This is a genomic window from Gluconobacter aidae, from assembly GCF_009547075.1.
Classification (GTDB): domain Bacteria; phylum Pseudomonadota; class Alphaproteobacteria; order Acetobacterales; family Acetobacteraceae; genus Gluconobacter; species Gluconobacter aidae.
In genome coordinates this window covers 11,664-32,516 of record NZ_WIPH01000028.1, presented here as the reverse complement: position 1 = coordinate 32,516, position 20,853 = coordinate 11,664, and the positions used below count along the sequence as shown (strand labels likewise).

Genomic DNA, 20,853 nt, shown 5'->3' with positions numbered 1-20,853 from the left:
GAACCTAGCTAAAATCAAGATGCGAAATGTCTTCAGGTAGGCAGGTCATGCAAAACTATTCATTCCTGAGAAGATTTAATCAATTTCCTGTTGCGTACTGCCCTCATCTCTTCTTGTTTCTTGCAGCCTTGGCAATCCGGTTCATGACATTGGGAGACCCCAATCTAGAATGGGATGAGGAGTTTTATCTCTTTGGAGGCGGCCGCCTTCTGCATGGCCATCTGCCTTATATTGACTTTTGGGACCGCAAACCGATCGGGCTTTTTTTGATCTATGCTGTCTTTCATCTCTTCGGCGCGTATCGGATTATCGCCTATCAGATCGGGGCGCTCCTGGCCTTGTGGGGCACGGCGCTGTTAGTGCGTAGTATGGCGCTGATGATTGCTCCTGCTAGCGGAGCACTGGTCGCCGCTCTCATCTATGAAATCTGGCCGTCACTCGCAAAAGGCGAAGGAGGCCAATCTCCGATTTTTTATAATCTCCTTGTCGCCGGTGCGATGTATCTAATTCTGGATCATCTCCGTGGTTTTCAGGATAATGATCGAAAATACCGCAGTAATACCGGTATTTTTGTCATGATATTATTTGGATTAGCCATTCAGATAAAATATACGGTCATATTCGAAGGGATTTTCGCTGGAATATACTTGATATATACCGAAATTAGATCCGGATATAAAATCACAGCTATTGCATTGGATTCATTTATATGGATTTTTTTCGCCCTTCTTCCGACCATTGCGGTGTTTGTTTTCTATATCCTGATCGGACATGGGCATGACTGGATATTCGCAAACATTTCCTCCGTATTTCTGCGAACCTCCGAAGGCCATCAGGTCATCTTTGGGAGACTGATCAAGATTTCACGCCTGCTGGCTCCATTTTTCATCGCCATGGGAGTGAACTTCCTGTTCTTCAGAAAAAGTTTCTCTGAAGAACAGGCACCATATGTTGCGTTTCTGGGTATGTGGGCGGCTGTAGCTTTTGGCGCATTCGTGGTCTTCGGAACCTGGTACATTCACTATATTCTCCCTCTTCTCCTGCCTTTTTCCATACAGATTGCCCCTCTTTTTTATAAAAAATTTGGCCGCAATCTGGCTTGGCTCATCGTCATCATCGGGATTGTGGCCTCGCAGTTGAGTATCCGGAAGACACTAAGACACGGCGGGAAGCGACAATTTCTGGCGCTTGAGAAAAGCGTCGATTACGGCAAATCCGGCTGCATTTTCATTTATAGTGGTCCTATAGAACTTTATGATGCTCTGCCGTATTGTCGATTGACGTCGCACCCGTTTCCATCACACTTCTCGCTTCAGAGCGAAGAGGGGGCTACCGGGATGGATCCGCTGGCGGAAATACGCGCTGTTCTTGCGCAGAAACCGGCTTATATCATCAGTCATGAGCCGGAATCTTTGCGTGAAAACCTGAATGTTCGGAAAACGCTCTACGACGCGATTTCCCGAAGTTATTTCAAGGTCTACACATGGGGATCCCAATCAGATGGAGGGAGCGTGTCTGTCTATGAGCGTAGGTGTTTAGGCCACGTTCACAAAAGACCTGATCCAGAGCCTTGTGACGGCGATATTGAGGAGACTCATGCAGGATAGGGCGGTCCTGTCATAGCGGATTGCAATGCGGTCTTTGCGTGAGGGCATGACCGGCAGGGTCCCGTGCAGCAGCGGATCAGATTTCAGGCACACCGCACGGATCTTTTGTCAGCGTGACTTAGTACAGCAGGAAGGAATGGCGTTGCAGGGCGAACTCGGCTTCATCCGGTTTCCAACTGGCCAGAATATCGGGCGCCGACATGCCCTGTGAGAGCTGTCTGCGAAGAGTGTTGCTACCAGTCAGGATGTCGAAGGTTGAACCGGATTTTTTCCATATCGGGTGCTCCGATATTTTCAGCACAGTCTGAAGCATCGTTACGCCCGTTAGGAGGGGATCGAAGGATTTCCGGTCGGTGATGGCAAGCTGGAGCCCGTGGCAGAGCTGGTCTTTTGCGACTTCAAACCCTGGGGTGAACCAGTCTTCCCTGAAGAGGCAGCCCGGCAGGCCAGCGTTGTTCAGTTCTCCCACCCAGCGGGTTGCATCAAGACCGGGAGCGCCGAGTGTGAGGAAGGGGGATGCCGTACCGCGACCGACCGAGAGGGTCGTCCCTTCGAACAGGCAGGTGCCCGGATAGGCGATGGCCGTCGTCACGTCGGGCATGTTGGGGCTTGGGGGCACCCAGACGAGATCGGTTTCATCCTGATAGAGCTTCCGGTGCCAGCCGGTCATGGGAATGACGTTCAATCGGGCGGGGCGTCCTGCCTGCTGCGGCACAGAGTGGCTGTTGAACAGCCGGGCGAGTTCGCCCACGGTCATGCCGTGTCGCAGGAGGAGCGGGACCCTCCCCACGAATGATGAAAATGCCGGGTCGAGGGTGGGGCCGCTGGCGTGCAGGCCCGTGATGGGGTTGGGTCGGTCCAGCACCATGAACGCGATGCCGCAGCGTGCGCAGGCGACGAGGGCGTCGAACATGGACCAGATATAGGTATAGAACCGGGCGCCGATATCCTGAATGTCGAAGACGAGAAGATCGATATCCGCCGATTTCAGGAGCGCATCCAGCTTTGGACCGGAGAACGTGTACATGTCGTAAACGGGGATGCCAGTGCGGGGGTCGATGCTTTTGGCTTCGGAATGGCCCGCCTGCGCTGAGCCGCGGAAGCCGTGTTCAGGGCCGAAAATGGCTTTCAGGTTTACACCCGGGGCGGCGTGTAATCGGTCTGCGATATGGCGCAGATGTCGGTCCACGCTTGTGGGATTGGCGATCAGGCCCAGTTTCCGGCCTTTGAGCGCCTGATAGCCATCGGCTTCGAGAGCGTCATAGCCGGTTCGGACTTTGGCCGGGGAAGGACATCCCGCGGGCATTCCTAAAGCGGTGGCCCATGAAGATCCGGCGCTTCCCGCGCACAGAGCCATGAAGATACGGCGTCCAATGGACGTTTTGGGGGCGTGTGTCGCGGAAGTACGGTGAGGCATGTCGTGCGGGCTCTCGGGATCTGGCTATTCGGCTTCAGCGATGGTCGTGACCAGATCATCCATGATTTTGGTCGGATGAGGCAGGTCGTCCGGGATGTCGTTTGCGAAAATGGCGATCAGGAGAGTCTGGCCGCGTGTGGTCTGAAGGTAGCCGGACAGGGAATGGGTGGCTGCGAGCGTGCCGGTTTTTGCGTGCAGGTGGTCCGCGACGGGGGTGCCGATGAAGCGGTGCGCGAGCGTTCCGTCGCGGGTCGCGAGAGGGAGGTCGTCCCGCCAGTCTGCGCCCCAGGGCTGGCGCTCGGCGAGGCGCAGAAGCTGGATGACGGTCTGGGGTGTCACGCGGTTGTAGGGGGACATTCCCGAGCCGTCGTAGAGCGAGAAGCCTGCGGCGGGCAGTCCCAGAGTGGTCAGAACCTGTTTGCGCTCAGTGAGACCGTCTTCAGTAGAGCCGTTGCCGTGAATGAGGGCCAGACGGCGCAGAAGGAGTTCGGCATGGAGGTTCTGGCTGACTTTGAGCAGATGGCGGATGTCGCTTTTCAGATCCGGGGCGGGGAGGGTGGCGAGGATGCGGGCGGCTGGCGCAGGAGTATCGGCAGCGGTTTTCGTCAGGCGGTGTCTGACCTGTATGCTCTGGACCCGGATGCCTGCTTCGCGCAGCAGGGACCTGAAGTGTCGAGCGGCCGAGAGGGCCGGATCATCGAGCCCGATTTTCAGTGTCTGGACGGGTGCGTCCGCCGGGAGTGTTCCTGTCAGAACGAGGCGGGTGTCGCCGGGCTTCTTTTCAAGGTTTAGTTCGGGCTTTCCGTCCGGGACCGTCAGGGCCTGATTGAGCAGTGTCAGTCCTTCGTCGGGTGCGGACCATTTGGACAACGGGCGGTCGCCGAGGCGTATTCCGGGCTGGACGGTCAGTTCGGCGGTGTTGTCGTTCAGCGTAAGCGCCGAGACGGCGGTGCCCCACTGGGTCGGCAGGTTGTTCCAGCTCCATCCGTCGCCCCAGCGTTCATCCGCGAAGAGCTGGTCATCCGCGATGATGGCATGGATGCGTCTGAGGCCCTTGGCGGAGACGGCGTTCGCCAGTGTTTGCAGGCAGCCGGTCTGGCAGGCCGCATTATCGGACAGGGTGGGATCGCCCGAGCCGCGCAGGATGAGGTCTGGGGCTCCGTGAGGACGAGCTGCGAGCAGGAGTGTCGTGGGATGTTCTGCTGCTTCGTGGTTCAGTTCTGCAAGCCCGGCCATTGCGGCGGCTGTTGTGAACAGTTTGGTGTTCGAGGCTGGGATGAAGCGTCCGTTGGCGTTACGGGAGAACAGGATTGTTCCGTCCTCGCTGGCAATGACGATGCCCCATCGGACGCCCTGATCCTGCGAGGGTTGCAGGATGGGAGACAGTTTCTTCGCAAGAGCGTGCGGGCCGAGCGGGGGCGGTGTCCTCTGGACGGCGCAGGCACTCAGGAGAACGGGCAGTCCGGCGGCTGTGCAGGAGAGCAGCTTGTGGAAGAGCCGGGGCAAACGCTGCGGAAGATAACTGGACATCTGATGCATGAAGGCCCTGGCTGATTGGGATTGGAAGCTGAAAAGACACGAGACTGCCTGTATCGGGTGAACAGGCAGCCTCGTGGGCAGGTCAGGGGTGGAAGGTCTGGTTCAGAACTCCATGCGGATACCGCCGCGATAGGTCCGGCCCAGCAGGTTGCTGTAGGTTTCGTCGGCCTCGAGTCCGCCTTCCGGCAGCAGGATCGGGGAGGTGTTGGCGAGGTTGGTGACGGTCAGGAAGAGCTGCATCTTGCCGATTTTTTCGACCGGCAGATTATAGGTCGCGTTCATGTCGAAGTAGAAAATGCCCGTGACGCGGTTGTTGTTGATCGTGGGATAGTTGGCGTTATAGGCCGGGCATGTTCCGGAGCACTGGATGTAGCTGTTGGAGTAGTTGCCGGCACTGATGCCACGGGCGATGGCCGTCAGGCTGTAGCGGGACGTGCTGTAGGTGGCCGAGAAGCGGTAGATCCAGCGCGGCGGGCCGGACGAGATGTCGCCCGACGTGTCGACCGTGTAGCCCATGCCTGAGTCAGAGACGTATTTCAGGTAGTTCGTAGCCTGACCGTGGATGGTGAACTTGCCGTCGGCGTCGCGCAGCAGGCGGCGGAGCGGGAAGCTGTATGAGGCGTCGATGTCGATGCCGCTTGTTTCAAGCTTGGCGAAGTTGAACGGGGAGGCGCTGATCAGCAGATCGCGCGTGCCCGTCGGGTCGGGGCGGATGGCCGAGCAGAACGTGGTGTATCCCGAGTAACATTCGTTGATGATGGACTGCGGATAGAACTGTTCGATCGCGTTCTTGATCTTGGTATGGAACCAGTCGACCGAGACGGCCAGACCGGACACATAGCGCGGCGTGATGACGGCACCGACAACTGTCGTATTGGCGGTTTCAGGGCGAAGCTTCGTATTGCCCGTCGTTGTGGCGAGGACGGTGTCTGTCTTGCCTGTGACCGGATCGAGCACGGTTGTCGTCTGTGATGTTCCGGCGTTGTAAAGTTCGTTGATATTGGGCGCGCGGATGTCATGCGACTGGGTGGCGCGGAACAGGATGTCCTTGATGGGCTGCCAGGTTCCGCCGATCTTCCAGGTCGTGACATACCCGGAGGTTGAATAGTCCGTTCCGCGGACGGCGCCATTGAAGGACAGGCCTTTGGCTAGGGGGACCGCGGTCTCGAGATAGGCTTCCTTGACGTTATAATGGCCGAATGTCGGCCGGTAATTGCCGACGGACCAGCCCGACTGGTATTCGGTCGGGACATATCCCGAGGCGCGTTCGTCACGATATTCGCCTCCCACCGCGACGTTCACGTCGCCTGCCCAGGTCGCAAACGGGATCGTGGAGAGGTTCACGCCCGAGACGATTTGCTGAAAACGCTGGTTCCGCCACGGCGAACCAAGGACGTAATCAATGGCCGAGGAGGACATGACGCCCGTTCCCAGCCAGTCGATCGGGGAACATCCATTACCGGGGTCGGTCAGGGACGAGCGGCAGACAATCTGTCCGGCCGAGTTGCGCACGGCATCGGTCGCGTTGGCGATCTTCGCCGTGTTCATGACGTTATAGATCTGCTCATGCGTATGGGTGACGCCATACTGGCCGTAGGCGCTCCATGATGCCCGCTTTCCGAACATTTCGAAATTGCCTTCGCCGCCAAACGTATAACGCTGGACGTTGCGGCGGTTGTCGGTCCGGCGATAGGGCATGTCGAGCGCGGTCGTGCCAACGGTGACGGTCGAAACATTCTGGAGGGCGTCGGCTCCCAGTGCGTCCACGAGATAAGGGTTGGTGCCCTTCAGCGAGATTGAACTGAGATACTGGGGGCCTGAGTTGTAGACGTATTCGCTCTCGTTGTACGCGCCTTCCGCATAGAGGGTCATCCAGGGGGTGACGTCGTAACTCAGGCGTCCGAAGAGATTTTTGCGGTCGCTCTGGGGTTCCAGGCCGATGTCCTTGTTGTTGTTGGCCAGGTTCTGGTCGCCACCGACGGAAACGCTGGAGGTCGAGAGGGAGCCATAATTGTAGTGGTTCACGCTGCCACCGGGACCAAAATAGATCCCGCGCAGAGAGTTGGTTACGCCGCCAGTGGACGCGTTGATGATGCCGCCGGGCATGACGTTGTTGGTGCCGGCATCGCTGACACGGAGATAGTAAGGCTGACCATTTCCGGCGACATAATCAGGATTATTGACAATACGGTCGCCGTTCACGTTCCAGCTTCGGGAGACATGGAAAATGCCGTCCTGATGGGCAATGTCGCCGCTGAGCAGGACATGTCCTTTTCCGTGGGCAAAGCCGAAGCCGCCGGCGATGGCGGCATGTTCGTTCTCTCCGTCCCCATAATCCGAGATGCCGGAATCCGCGGTGACTTTCAGGCCCGTATAGGTCTTGTCGAGCACGAAGTTCGTGACGCCCGCAACGGCGTCGGAACCGTATTGTGCGGACGCACCACCCGTCACCACGTCCACGCGTTTGACCAACTGCTGGGGGATCGTATTGATGTCGACAATGCCGGTGATGGCAGAGGGCGTAATCCGTCGGCCATCCATCAGTACGAGCGAACGGACGGCGCCAAGATTGCGAAGGTTGAGCGCATTGATGCCGGCCGTGCCGTCACTGAGGGAATAGGCGGAGTTCTGGGGCGTCTGGCTGCCGGCGAACTGCGGCATCTGGTTGACGAGATCGGCGAGGTTATTGCTTGGCGCCTGGTTCAGGATTTCCTGCTGGCTGAGGGAACTGATGGGGGTCGGAGACTTGATATGCGAGTTCGCAATATGACTGCCCGTAACGGTAATGACTTCCCGGTTGGATTCTGTCTGCTTCTGTGTCTTTTTATGACTTGCGGCAGGTTTGGAAGTCTGGGCAGATGAATGCCTGGTATCGGCAGGCTTGGCCACTGTTGCTGCGGCGTAAGCCTCCTGCGGCATGAGGAATGTTGCGCCCGACGACAGGGCTGCAAAGGACAGGAAATAAGACTTTAGGGACAGTCTGACTGTCATACCCCGATTCCCTCGATAAGCGCCGATGGGCGGTGATGTTGCGATATCGAATTAATATGCATGTCTGCTATGTGGTCGTCGATTTTGAAACTGCGCGCGCCCTATAACCCGAGGTTATGTGCGCGACATTCTATGATGTTTCAAGAGAGCAACATTTTTCAGATGCGGGGAGAATTATGCCCCGTTTCTTGGGTGGATCTGCCGTTTATGAGAGATCTGTCTCGCAGGTAAATCCAGTAGAAGTCAGTGCCGCCTGTCTGTTGAAATCCGTGTGTCAAAGAAATGCAGCGTCCACAGATAGGCATTCAGCCAGTCCTGTGTCCGCAGGAAAGCGTGACGCTCACCGGGGAAGACGTGATCTTCGAACGGAATGTTCCGTTCCACGAGCATGCGGGCCAGAAGAACGGATTGCTCGAATTCGACGTTGAAATCATCATCCCCGTGAATCAGCAGGACCGGTGATCGCCAGTGGGTGATGTCGGCGATTGGGGAGGAACGCCATTCTCTGTCCTTTTCCCGCTTCTTTGCTTCCGGGGACAGGCCGGAATGATCTGGTTCCGTCATGTCATGGACGCCGTGGAAGTCCGCACCGGCCACGAACAGGTCACTGTTGCGGGCTAGAGCCAGAGCGGTCAGATAGCCACCCCAGCTTCCGCCCCAGATACCGATCTTGTCGGGGGCCACGTCGGAGCGGCTGCGCAGGAACAGTCCGGCTGCGTGGACGTCCTTGTATTCGCTGGCGCCCGCCCGGCCGATGCCGGGAGCGGTCCGGAAGTCCGCGCCGTAGCCGGTCCCGCTGCGGTAATTGACGGCCAGCACCACATATCCGCGCGATGCCAGAAACTGGTTCATGGCGTAGGCATTGGAATAATAGCCCATCGGATTGAAGGCCGGGAGCATCTGCCGGTGTGGACCGCCATGCACGAAGACCAGCGCGGGATGCGGACCGGGTGTTCCGGCGGGCGGCAGGAACAGTTGTCCGTGAATGTCGCGGCCGTCTTCGCTGCGGAAATGGACGATCTGAGGGGTTGTGAATGTGAAGCCGTTCGGGACGGTGGGGGTTACGGGGAGGTGCCGGACAGTGTTCTGGATCACGACCGGATGGGCGGGCTGCTCTGTGCCTGTGGCCATCATGGCGATGGCCGGTCCCGCCAGTGTGAGGTCCATGACCTGTTCGGCCGGGTCGCTGAGGGCAACGGGCTGTCCGTTATGGAGGGGCTGGGACCAGGCACGCCAGTGATCCGGATCGCCGATATTGGCCGTGTAGAGCAGGCGGGTTTCATCCGCTGACAGACGGTAGGACGCGATTTCGGCGCCATCCGGCGTCAGGCAGCGGGGTGTTGCGCCAGAGCCAGAGGTGGGGGTGGTGACGCTGAGGGCGCAGAGGCGCAGCCAGCCGCTGCCTTCCCATGGGAAAAGAAGCTGTCCGTTGCGGGTCCATGTCAGGGCCATGCCTTCGGGTGCCCAGAACTGGTTTCCGGTGCCTTCCGGTGCGGTCCACAGCGTCTGTTCCGCGCCGGATGCGGTGTCATAAACCTGAAGGGACCAGAAATGTCCCTTGCCGCGCTCGGCCGTCATCAGGGGGCGATAGGCCCGGATGAAGGCGAGGGAGCGGCCGTCTGGCGAGAAGGTCGCGTCCTGATCGTACCCCAGTGCGGCGGGCAGAAACACGGGTGCGGCGCTGCTGTTTCCGGCGTTCCAGAGCGCGATCAGGCTGTGGGAGCCACGGTCGATTTCGAGCGCGAGGCGGCGGCTGTCCGAGGACCAGTGCAGGGCGGTGATCTCGCCGCGTGTGGTCATGACCACACGCGGCGTCTGGCCCGGCTGTCCGACCAGAAGCGCATCGCCGCGCATGAAAGCCAGCAGGCGTCCGTCCGGGGAAAAGACGGGGCTGTGTCCTTCTCCGGCGGAGACGGTTCGGCCATCGGGCAGGAGGACACGCACGGTTTCCTTGCCCGGGATGGCCGCGTTGCCGGCATTGGGGGCGTGGTCGTTGGGATATTCCGCATCGCCGCCTTCGACGAAGGCCAGTGTCCGCCCGTCCGGGCTGAGGGCGAGGCCCCACAGATCGGTCCCGTCATCCTGCGTATAGGCGGTGACTTTGCGGGGAGTCGCGCCTCCGTCGGAAATCAGGATGTTGCGGATGCCGTCCCGACGTTCGACCCAGGCCAGACGCGCCGTTTTGGCGGCCCCTGTCAGCTCGTTGGCATAGGGCATGGCCAGCAGGGCGCCCAGTTGGATTGTGTCCTGCGTGGGAGCCGCGTTTGCGCCGGAACAGGTGATCGCGAGCAGCGCCGAAGCGGCGAGAAGGGACAGTCGGATGGTCATGGGGCTGATGTCCCGGCTTCGGCGAGGGCGGTGAAGATTTCTTCCTCGACGCGGGTGAAGGAGGAATAGGCGCCCGGCCGCTCCTGTCCGGCGTCGGGGAAGCCGTCTGCTGCGAACAGGAAGCCATCGCCGGTTGCGGGGTCGTACCAGAAGCCCGAATGCAGCGAATACGCATCCCCGAGATGGCCGGCCAGATCGCCTGAATAGCCTTTATAGGGCCGGGTTTCGCGCCCCGAAGAATCCCGCGCTCCGGTCAGGCGCGCCATGCTCAGGCCGTAGCTGGCGATCGGGTAGGGGCAGTCGCCGTTCCTGCCGTCATACTGCCAGGTGGGTGTCTGCATCAGGTCGATGCTGTGGGCCGAAAGCAGCGTCCTGCCGTCCAGCGTGCCATGGCCGAGCATGAAGCGGGCGAGACGGGTCAGTCCTTCCATGGAAATGCGCAGGCCCCCCTGAGGGGAGAACAGCGTGCCGTTCGTGCCCGGTGTGTAGCTAGCGAGGGATGCGGCGTTCCAGCTCGGGGTCAGGGGCAGGGTGTCCGTCTCGGCGTCCCATCCTTTGGGCTGGTGGCTGTAGAGCGTGGCCAGACGGTCGGGATGGGCGAGGGACATACGATTATAGCCGCCGTCGATCCCGAGGGGGGCCAGTACATGCGTCTGCTGGTAGCGGTCGAAGCGTTCGCCGCTGACGCGCTCCATGATCGTGCCGACGAGGCCGTAGCAGAGATTGCAGTAGCTGAACCATGTGCCCGGCGCGTGTCCGTCGCCATGCGCGAAGTGATAGCCGGGGTCGCCGGGTTTGCGGGTTGCGTCGAAGAACTCGCTGATCCTGTGGTCCGGCGGGAGCGTATAGCCATCGGCGTCGCGGATGCTGGAAGTGTGGTTGAGCAGCATCCGCACCGTGATGGGTGTCTGGGGGAAGTCCGGGTTGCGGAGCCGGAAGCCCAGATAGTCCGAGGCATCGTGATCGAGGTCGATCTTGCCCTGTTCAACCAGTTCCATCAGCCCGATGGTCGTGACGACTTTTGAAATCGAGGCGATGCGAAAGAGCGTCTGCGGTCCGACGGGGATTGTTCCGTTGGGGGTGCGTCGCGCAAATCCGCCGTAATAGCTGTAGGCGACGTGACCGTGCCGCAGACGGACGGCGGCGATGGCGCCCAGCGGGCGGACTTCGCCCTGTGTCAGGATGCGATCCAGTGCGTGGGTGGTTTCAGTGGCGGACTGGGTGTGTGTCTGGGCGTGTGCTGCGGATGACAGGACGGCGATGGCGGCGAGTGTGAGGCGCCTGACGGTCATGGCTGGGCCTCAGGCCGCAGCATGATGCGTCGGACCGCGGCGGCATCGACGCTGTGGGTGCTGAAGGACAGCGGCTGCATGGCGCCGCGCAGCCAGACGGGCAGGAAATCGGCGTAATGCGGCGATTTCGGATCGGCTGACTGTCCGGGGAAGTTGAGATACAGCGAGCGATCCCAGTGGCCGACGTCACACACCATCAGATAGCTGGCGCCTCCGGTGGCGGCATAGGCACTCGCACCGCCTTTCTGGGGACTGTACCAGCGGGCCATGACGGTATAGGGGTCGCCGCCGCTCTGGGCCGAAGGGCCGCCGACCGTGGAGAAAGCCGCCGCGATGGCCGGGACGGAAGCGAGCGGATGACGCAGCGTGATGGTGTGGAGCGCCCCCCAGCGCCATGCGGCAGGAAGGGGACCGAGCCGTTCCCGCAACTCCTGAACGGCTTCCCGGAACTGTTCGACGAGCATCCTGTTCCGCGCGCCTACCGGGTCTGCGCCAAAGCGGGCATCGGGGTACTGGAACAGGGAGAGCTGAACCGTGGCGTTCACCGGCCCCGGCAGCAGGTCGTGAAGGGTGGCTGGGATGATGAGCGCGTGCAGGGCGCGTTCGAGGCGGGTCCACCAGACTTCATACAGCGCGGCAGCGGCACTTGAAGCATCCACGCGGCCGTTCCACGCTTTGAGCAATGCGGCCTCTGCGGCGAGATCGGGCGGGACGTCGGGCAGGAGCCGGACCATTTGCAGGGCCAGCACGGAGAATGTGTCGTGTTGCAGGGCCACGCTGTCGGCAAGGGTCGCATGTGGTGTTGCGTCCAGCATCTGGGCCACGCGCTCGTGTCGGAAGCCGTCACGCCATTCGAAACTGACGCGCCGTTCCTCCACCGGATAGCCGGGGGGCAGGTTCATTTCATTCGACGTTCCGAACCAGCCGCGTGCGGGGTTGAAGCTGCTGGGCAGGGCTTCGAGCGGCTGAAGTCCCTGCCAGTCATATCGTCCGTCTCCCGGTGCGGGCATCAGCCCGTCATGTCCAGGCGCGCGACGCGGCAGACCGCCTGCGGCCTGCCAGCCGATATTGCCGCTGGTGTCGGCATAGGTGAAGTTGGTTGGACTGGTATGAACGCGCAGGGCTTCGCGGAAGCTGGTCCAGTCATGGGCCAGATTGATCCCGATATTGGCCAGAAGCCCGTTCGCACCGGGGGCGAGCCAGGTGGCGGAGACCGCCGTGGCGCGGTTGCGGGCCGGATCGCGCGAGACGACCGGCCCATGCACGGAATAGAACAGGCTCACCACCCGCTCGGCCTCGCCACGGACCGCGATCCGCGTCTCGACCTGTTCCATGCGTTTCCAGCCGCCCTGATGGGCATAAAGCAGCGGATCGGCGGGGTCGGTGCGCAGAATGAACAGGTCTTCCTGATCGATATGGAAATTGGTCCTGCCGAAGGCGATCGTCGCGTTATGGCCCTGCATGACGCCGGGCATGCCAGCACCACCGCCGCCAATCACATCCAGCCCCGGCGCCGTCAGATGGATGACGTGACGCGGACCGGGCACGCCGAAGGACAGATGCGGGTCGTTGGCCAGAATGGGGCGGCCAGTGGCGGTACGGGAGGGGGCGATGACCCATGAATTGCTGCCCTCGTTCCGTCGCCGTACCTCGTCATCGGCTGTCGCATGCAGGTCGTGGCGGGGCAGAGGGGCCTGAAGCACGCCGAACAGGCCGAGATCGGCTTCGCTGATGGCGGCTGTGTCCAGACCGTCCGGCACCCGCAGATCATGGACGGGTTCCAGCGGTGTGATGAGCGCGTCGTAAGCGAGCGCTCCGCGTGCCGCCAGTCGGGCGCGGCGGATTTCGGTCTGGGTGTTGCCTGTGACTTCGGCGCGGACGCGGATCAGGTCCAGCACATCCCAGTGCAGGGGTGTGGTGGCGAAAATGCCGAATTCCGGGGGCAGGAGCGAGGGCGTTGCAGTGACTTCGGCGATACGCGCGTTGATCCCGGCGACATAGGCGCGTGCGCAGTCCTGCGTCAGTTGAGGAAAGGCCGCGAGTTCGCGCTCGGCGTCGCCGCGGAACAGCACCAGTCGGTTGGCCGTGTCGGACGGGACGAAGGCCGGGCCAAAGACTTCCGCCAGTCGTCCCAGAGACTGACGATGGCCGAAATCCAGCTCCCACAGCCTGTCCCGTGCGACCAGATAGCCGTCGGCAAAGAAGGCGTCGGGGATGGTCTGCGCGCGGACATGGGGGACGCCCCAGCGGTCTTCGAGAATCTCGACCGGCTGGCTCAGCCCCGGCAGGCTCTGAAGAGGGAAGGCGGCGCGTGCGCTGCGTCCCGGCATGGACAGGATGGCGGCGACGCCGCCAAGAAGAACCGTGCGACGGGTGGCCTGCATAAGAACCTGTTCCTTTCTCAACTGACGGCGCGGGTGTCGAACCCGGCCACGATCTCTTTCAGTCTCAGGCCCGAGCCGACCGAAAGTGTGAAGCCAAGGGCACCATGCCCCACATTGAGCAGAAGATTGTCATACCGGGTGCGGGCGATGATCGGGACGCCGGTCGGGGTGGCGGGCCGCAGCCCGGCCCAGGGCGTATCGTCGCCCTGACCCAGTGCGCCCGGAAGGGTTTCCGCCACGAGGGCGCGCAGTTCTCCAAGGCGTCTGGGGGGCAGATGGGTGTTTTCCGAACCGATATCGACCATTGCGGCGACCCGCAGGCGGTCGCCTAATCCGGCATAGACCACGCGGTTATCGTAATCCGTCACGCTGACCGAAGGCACCAGGCCGGGGCGCGGGCGCGTGGTCAGGCTGTAGCCTTTCAGGCCGTAGAGCGGCAGATTGAGCCCAAGCGGGCGTGCCAGTTTCCGGGAGCCGATCCCGGCTGCGAGGACGACGAGGTCGGTTTCGAACGGCTTGCCATCCAGCTGGACTTCGCACCGGTTTTTCGGTCCTGTTGTGAGCGTGGCGTCGCCCTGTATGAGACGGAAGTTCGGTGAAGCGGCGAGGGTTTCGCGCAGGGTCTTGCAGAACAGGAAGCAGTCCCCGACTTCGTCTTCGGGCGAGAAGATGCCGCCTGCGATCTGCTCGCGCAGGCCCGCGAAGGCCGGTTCGACGTCCGCGCATTCGGAAGGGGAAAGCGCGCGCTGACATTCCGGGTCGCTGATCGATTTCGCGGCTTTGCGGAAGGTGGCGGCGTTGCGGTACAGGACGAGCTTTCCCGGTCGGCGCCACAGGAAGTTGTTTAAGCCTTCCTCGCGATATTTCTGAAGCTCTTCCTGTCCGCTGAGGGCCAGATCGAGCAGCACCGCGGCATTGCGGCGGTTTGTCCGCCGGTTGCAGGCGCACAGGAAGGCCAGCAGCCAGCGCCACTGATGTGGATCGGCTTTCAGCCGCAGTGAAATCGGGGAGTTCGGGCGGAACAGCCAGCCCAGGGCGTTCTGCACGATCCCGGCATCGGCCAGAGGGCTGACATAGCGGTAGCTGAGTTGGCCGCCATTTGCGAAGCTCGCTTCCCGTCCAACGTCGTCGCGGCGTTCGATCAGGGTGACTTCATGTCCGTCCCGAATGAGGGCGTAGGCGGATGTCAGGCCAATGACTCCTCCGCCGATGATGGTGATGGTCCGTTTGCCGGCCATAAGAGTCCCGAGCGTCCAGAGGCTGGGCACAGGAAAACTGCGCTTTCCTGCACCGGTATCGGAAACAAAACCTACATTTCCCAAACGGATCGGCCTAATGCAAAGAGGCCATCTTCCCATAACCTGCGGTTAACACGCAGCTTTTCTGTTAAAATGACATGCAGGGCGAAGAAATGCCTCTCGTCCATTCCCGCAAACAGGGAGCGATGCGACCGGTCCAAACCCGACGGGTCGTGGAAAACCGGGCTCAGGGTGCTACGGCGTCACTGGCCCGCAGGGTATTCCGCTGACTGCATGCAACGCGGTATCAGGCACCGCATCGCCCGCTGCCGTCGGCTCGCCGTTTGCTACGATGGAACTGTCGGCTCAACTCGGGGGCTGGGCCTGCATGACGAAGTGTAGCTCTCCGCCCGCAAGAACGTCCTGCTGATGCAGGAACGGAATAATGAGAGGGCGGCCGTTAAGTGTCATCTGACCCACATACGGATGTGCATCATCCAGATTGTCGGCTGTGACCGTGAAGTCATGTCCGTTGCCCAGATGCATGGTGGCGCGGGAGACGAAAGGCCGGCCGATCGCATATTCCTGACTGGCCGGGGCGACAGGATAGAAACCCATGGCCGTGAACAGATACCATGCCGACATCTGGCCCAGATCGTCATTGCCTGCCAGACCGTCGGGGCGCAGGGCGTATTGCGTCTGCATGATCTGTGTCAGGCGCTGCTGCGTTTTCCACGGGGCACCTGCATAATCATACAGATAGGCGACATGATGGTCGGGTTCGTTGCCATGCGCGTACCAGCCGATCAGACCGCTGATATCCTCGACATTCTTGAAAATCGCGGGATCGACCTTCGTGTCGAACAGTTCGTCGATCCGTGACGTGAATTTTTCGCGCCCGCCCATGACCTTGATCAGGCCCGGAATATTCTGCGGCACATACCACGAATACTGCCAGGCATTGCCCTCGGTATAGTCGCTTCCATAAGCGGCCGCGGCGGGGGTGAAGGGCGTGTGGAACGCGCCTGAGGAGGTGCGGGCGCGCATGAAGCGCGTTTCGGGGTCCCAGACTTTCCGCCAGTTGTCGGAGCGTTTTTCGAACGTGCGCGCCACGTCGGTTTTGCCCATCGCGCGCGCCATGCGGGCCAGTGCCCAGTCGTCATAGGCGTATTCCAGTGTCTTGGAGGCGCCCTCGGACTCCTTGTCGATCGGGACGTAGCCGATTTTCATGTAGTCGGTCAGGTCGCCGTAAGGTCCGTAGGTCGCGCTGCGGATCATCCCCTTGAGGGCGGCCTCGGCATCGAAGCCGCGCACGCCCGCCAGATACGCATCCGCAATGACCGGTACGGCGTGATAGCCGATCATGCACCAGGTCTCGAGACCCTGATACGCCCAGACCGGCAGAAGGCCGAACGGGCTGGTCTGCTGGGATGCGATGAGCGAGCGGATGAAATGCGAACTCATATCAGGGCGCAGGATGGCCAGAAGCGGCTGCTGCGCGCGGTAAACGTCCCACATCGACCATGTGGAGTAGAACTCGAACCCGTCCGCCCGGTGGCGTTGATAGTCAGGGCCGGTGAAGTCGCCGTTGGCATCCATGCTGAGCGTGGGGGCCAGCATGACGTGATAGAGCGCGGTATAGAACTGCGTCCGCTGCTCCGCATTGCCCTGCATGTCGATGACTGACAGGGCCTTGTTCCATGCGCCCAGAGCCTTGTTGCGCTGCGCATTGAAATCCCAGCCCTCTCCCTCGCTGTCGAGATTGGCGACGGCGTTTTCCTCGCTGACCGGGGATATGGATGTTTTGACCAAAAGCGGCTCTTTCAGGCGTCCGAAATCGAACACGCCTTCCAGTTCGCGGCCATTCTGCGCCTCATGATCGACAGGATGGTTCCCGGGGCCGCTGAAGCCGCGATAGGCCACTTTCGTTTCGCGGTTATACAGTGTGCGTTCCGTCATGGGTTTTGAAAAACGCATGGCAAAACACAGAGTCCGCCCCGGTGCCCAGCCCCGTGTCGTCCGGCAGCCCGAGACCGTGCCATCGGCGGCAACATGCAGGCGCGCCCACAGAATCTTGCCCGGATAGTCGTAGATGCTGGGGCGCAGGTCCAGCAGCAGATGGGCAGGTTTGCCTCTGGGGAATGTATAGCGGTGCCAGCCAACGCGGCGGGAGGCGCTCAGTTCGGCGCGGATTTTATAGTCGTCGAGCGTGACGGCGTAATAGCCCGGAGTTTCCACTTCCGTAGCGTGGCGGAAGCGGGAGCGGTATCCGCTTTCCGGCACGGCGGCGTCGCCGGGCTCCAGACGCACGTCGCCCGCAATCGGCATCACCAGAACGTCGCCGAGATCGGAATGGCCCGCGCCCGAGAAATGGGTGTGCGAGAAGCCCAGAATCGTCGGGTCGTCATACTGATAGCCCGCCGCCCAGGCATAGGCGTGATGGAAATCCGTCATCGCGGTATCGGGGGAGAGCTGGATCATTCCGAACGGCACGGTGGCGCCCGGATAGGTATGTCCGGCTCCTCCGGTTCCGATACGTGGATCTACCGCCGAGGCGGGAGAACCGTCCGGCTCTGGGGGCGGCTGCGGTGTGGTCTGGGCATGGACGGGCAGGAAAGCCGTTCCGGACAGGAGTGTTGCGGCCAGAAGGCTTCGGGCGAGCGTGGAAAGCGACATAAGGGCTTGGGGCTCCGGGAAATGAAACTCTCAGGGTGACGGGGGCTGCGCGTGGCCCAGCAGTTCAAACTCTCCGGCCTCGGCCGAAGCGGGCTGGAGAATATGCCAGCGATACAGTCTGTGAGGCGTGCCTGAGGGCAGCAGGAACGGGCGTGTCTGGTGTTTCCAGGGGAATGTTTCGTTCTCGCGATGGTCGATTTTCCGCCAGGTCTTTCCGTCATCCGAAGCCAGTACGTCCCATGCGGACGGAGCATGGCCAGGCGTGTCGGTGGAGGTGAGCGTATAGGCCAGCGCGGAGGTTCCTGCGGGGAGTGTGACGGTGACGTCCGTGGTTCCGATGGAGGCGGAAGTCAGGGCATCGTTGTCGAACAGTGCCTCCGGTCCGGTATGGGCCGCCCCGGCGACATCGGCCAGATCGACGGCGGGGTCGGGGCTGTGCCCGGCCGGAGTCAGTGAGGGCAGAGACGCTTCTGGCGCGGTTCCCCAGTGCGACGGATGCGGCCCCATGCGAAACAGCAGGTCCCCTCCGTCCGCGATGTCGTCATGGCCCAGCCACCAGCGCGTGAGCGGTTTGCCGTTCAGGCTGACGGACTGGATGAAGCGGTTGCGGTCGCTGATACCGGGCGCACGGATCGTCAGGACGTGTCCTTTGCCGAGCGTCAGGCGCATGGTTTCGAAGCGCGGCGCGCCGATGGCATAAGTCGGCGTGCCCATACGCAGGGGATAAAATCCTGCCGCGCTGAAAACCCACCAGGCCGACATTTCGCCATTATCCTCATCGCCCGGATAGCCTTGCCCGATCGCCGTGCCGCGATACAGCCGGTTCATGACGTCGCGGATTTTGTCCTGCGCCTGCCATGGCTGCCCGGCATCGTCATACATGTAGAGGATATGATGTGCGGGCTGGTTGCTGTGGCTGTACTGGCCCATGCGGATGTCGTGCATTTCGCGCATTTCGTGGATTACGCCGCCATAGGCTCCCGTGTGATAGATGCCGGGTGTTGCGAAATAGGCGTCCAGCTTGCGCGCCAGTCCGTCGCGTCCGCCGTAGAGACTGGCCAGTCCCTGCCCGTCCTGAACGGGGTCGAAAGCCATGGTCCAGGCGTTTGTCTCGGTATAGTCCCCACCCCAGGCGAGCGGATCGAACTGTTCTTTCGTGACTCTCCACTGTCCGTCCGGGCGGCGGCCGACGAAAAACCCGACATCCCGGTCGAACAGATGGACGTAGTTCAAAGCCCGGTTGTGCAGATACCAGCTTTCCGCCGCGTAATCGGCTTTTGTCGCATCGGGCGTGGAAGCGGACAGGGAGGCGGCCATTTCACCCAGAGCAAAATCATTGAGCGTTGCGGCATTGGACCATGACAGGGCTTCGTCCGTATCGGTGTCGGTATAGCCTCTGAACATGGAGCGGTTGAGGCCCTTGCGGCCCACGCCCGGATTGTCGGGCATGACGGTCGCATCCTTCAGGCCCGCGCGATAAAACGCCGTGACATCGAAGTTGCGGACATGTTTGGCGTAGGCGTCCGCGAAGGCGACATCCGCGCTTGTTCCGGTCATGAGATCGGCATAGCCGGGCGAGGACCAGCGCGCGATCCAGCCGCCTTCGCGGTATTGCTGGACGAAGCCGTCGATCAACTGGCCGTCTTCCTCGGGCGTCAGCAGCGCATAGGCGGGCCATGCCGTGCGGTATGTGTCCCAGAAGCCGTTATTGACGTAGAGCGGGCCGTCCAGAACGGGAACGCCCGTCTGCGTCGGGCCGTCGGGATGCTGTCTCGGCTGGAACGGGCTGGCATGTCGCAGATGCGGTGCTTCCATTGTGCCGACATTTTCAGCCGCGTTGTTGGGATAGAGATAGAGGCGGTAGAGGTTGCCGTAGAGCGTGCGCTGCTCATCCGGAGGTGCGCCGGGGATCTGGACACGGTCCAGCCTGCTGTTCCAGGCGGCTTTCGCGGCCTGTGCGACCGTTTCCAGTGTGGCGCCGGGCGGCAGTTCGAGCGCGAGATTGTGCCGCGCCTGATCGAGACTGATGAGCGAGGTTGCGACCCGGATCGTGATCGTCGGGTCGGCTGTGGTGTCGAACGCCGCCCAGGCTTGCACGTCGTCGCGTTTCTGACCGCTCAGCCGGCCTTGTGTGATAGCGGAACGGTCGAATTCAAGATGGACATACATCCGGCTCTCGCCTGTGGAGAGCTGGCTGGCGACGTCCGTGTACCCGTCGGCGCTGCGTCCGTCCGGAGCGATTTTCAGGCGGCCCTGATTGGTAATGTTGTCGAAGACGACCTGCCCATGAACTGTCCCCACGGGATAGCGGAAGCGCAGGATGGCGGCATGATCGGTCGGGGCCATCTCGGCCACAATCCCGTTGTCCAGCGTCACGGCATAACGGTAGGGCAGGGCGGTTTCATGCTTGTGGGTGAAGCCGATAGCGCGCGCCGTCCGGTCTGCGGAGGGAGCGTCGGGTCCGGGCGCGGGCATGATCTGGAAGGTATTGCGATCGCCCATCCACGGGCTGGGTTCGTGGCTGAGGGATAGCGCTTCGAGGCGCGGATGGTTATCGGGGCCGTTGCGTTCCTGATACTGGTAAAGCCAGTTGGAATCGCCGCGCGTCACGGGTGTCCAGAAGTTGAAGCCGTGCGGAACAGCGACGGCAGGGAAATTGTTACCTCGTGAATAGCGCCCGTTCGCATTGCTTCCGCGCCGTGTGTCCACAAGATCGGCCGGTGTCAGATCGTTCGGATCGGGGGCATCCGCGATGGAGACCCCATCGAGATAGACGCGGCGGGACGTGCCTTTTGACGCGATGGATGTGAGTTCAACAGCCGCGACGGTGCGCCCGGCGGCGATCGTGCCGAGAGGAACATCAACCCGAGTCCACTGATTGGGATAGAGCGCCCGCCCTGCCCCCTGACCCTGCGCCGTCAGGCCCGCTCCCGACAGGTCGCGGGCGCCGAGCGTGGAGGCACGGGTTCCGTCCGTGAACAGGAGGTCCAGACTGGTATAGGTCGCCTCATCCGTCAGGGACAGCGGATCGGCGACCGGGAAAATCGCGTAGGTGAGGTGGGAGCGGCGGCCGATGGAGAGGCCGCGACCGGGTTTCGCGATGATCGTGCGAACAGAGGCCGCCGTTGCATCAAGGCGGAGCGTCTTTGTTCCGATCAGGCCGCTGCCGGCGCGTGCCGTGATGACCTCGCTCTTTGTGGGGCCGTCGGAACTGGAGAGTGTCCAGCCCGCTCCTGAACCCGTCTGGAGCGCGGGGAGCGCGGGTTGGTCCGAAAGGCTTGAGGGGGCGGGGGCTGAAAAGGCTTGCGGCACCCCCATGGCGATCGTCGCCATGAGGAATGTCGCGCGCGAAGGAGATCGCCTGATTGTATTCTGCATCAC

At 61.7% G+C, this 20,853-nt stretch carries 10 protein-coding genes; 1 reads left to right on the top strand and 9 read right to left on the bottom strand.

Annotated features, from left to right (window positions below; translation table 11 throughout):
• The first annotated feature begins 47 nt into the window (after nucleotides 1-47).
• On the top strand, nucleotides 48-1,607 hold the full coding sequence (locus GFJ39_RS10945; RefSeq protein ID WP_153431369.1) for an ArnT family glycosyltransferase: 1,560 nt from the start codon (nucleotides 48-50) through the stop codon (nucleotides 1,605-1,607).
• 118 nt (nucleotides 1,608-1,725) lie between these two features.
• Here the strand turns inward: GFJ39_RS10945 and GFJ39_RS10940 are convergent, their stop codons facing one another.
• The 9 genes from GFJ39_RS10940 to GFJ39_RS10900 all read right to left on the bottom strand — a co-directional run bounded on the left by GFJ39_RS10940 (nucleotide 1,726) and on the right by GFJ39_RS10900 (nucleotide 20,850).
• Nucleotides 1,726-3,024 (bottom strand): exo-beta-N-acetylmuramidase NamZ family protein, encoded by a 1,299-nt coding sequence (locus GFJ39_RS10940; protein WP_153431368.1) that lies wholly within the window; start codon nucleotides 3,022-3,024, stop codon nucleotides 1,726-1,728.
• 24 nt (nucleotides 3,025-3,048) lie between these two features.
• Nucleotides 3,049-4,554, bottom strand: a complete 1,506-nt coding sequence (gene dacB / locus GFJ39_RS10935) for a D-alanyl-D-alanine carboxypeptidase/D-alanyl-D-alanine endopeptidase (RefSeq protein WP_194285357.1) — start codon at nucleotides 4,552-4,554, stop codon at nucleotides 3,049-3,051.
• Between the two features lie 111 nt (nucleotides 4,555-4,665).
• The gene (locus GFJ39_RS10930) at nucleotides 4,666-7,554 is read right to left on the bottom strand and encodes a TonB-dependent receptor plug domain-containing protein (RefSeq protein ID WP_228391912.1); all 2,889 of its coding nucleotides are present in this window, start codon (nucleotides 7,552-7,554) and stop codon (nucleotides 4,666-4,668) included.
• A 243-nt stretch (nucleotides 7,555-7,797) separates the two neighbouring features.
• Nucleotides 7,798-9,882, bottom strand: coding sequence for a S9 family peptidase (locus tag GFJ39_RS10925; RefSeq protein ID WP_153431366.1), 2,085 nt, complete (start codon nucleotides 9,880-9,882; stop codon nucleotides 7,798-7,800).
• Nucleotides 9,879-11,174, bottom strand: coding sequence for a serine hydrolase domain-containing protein (locus GFJ39_RS10920; protein WP_153431365.1), 1,296 nt, complete (start codon nucleotides 11,172-11,174; stop codon nucleotides 9,879-9,881). Before GFJ39_RS10920 ends, GFJ39_RS10925 begins: the two co-directional genes overlap by 4 nt.
• On the bottom strand, nucleotides 11,171-13,558 hold the full coding sequence (locus tag GFJ39_RS10915) for a penicillin acylase family protein (protein ID WP_194285356.1): 2,388 nt from the start codon (nucleotides 13,556-13,558) through the stop codon (nucleotides 11,171-11,173). Before GFJ39_RS10915 ends, GFJ39_RS10920 begins: the two co-directional genes overlap by 4 nt.
• Nucleotides 13,559-13,575: 17 nt before the next feature.
• The gene (locus tag GFJ39_RS10910; RefSeq protein ID WP_325062923.1) at nucleotides 13,576-14,826 is read right to left on the bottom strand and encodes an FAD-dependent oxidoreductase; all 1,251 of its coding nucleotides are present in this window, start codon (nucleotides 14,824-14,826) and stop codon (nucleotides 13,576-13,578) included.
• Nucleotides 14,827-15,162: 336 nt separating this feature from the next.
• The gene (locus tag GFJ39_RS10905) at nucleotides 15,163-17,472 is read right to left on the bottom strand and encodes a GH92 family glycosyl hydrolase (RefSeq protein ID WP_153431364.1); all 2,310 of its coding nucleotides are present in this window, start codon (nucleotides 17,470-17,472) and stop codon (nucleotides 15,163-15,165) included.
• 30 nt (nucleotides 17,473-17,502) lie between these two features.
• Nucleotides 17,503-20,850 (bottom strand): GH92 family glycosyl hydrolase, encoded by a 3,348-nt coding sequence (locus tag GFJ39_RS10900; protein ID WP_153431370.1) that lies wholly within the window; start codon nucleotides 20,848-20,850, stop codon nucleotides 17,503-17,505.
• Between the last annotated feature and the right edge of the window lie 3 nt (nucleotides 20,851-20,853).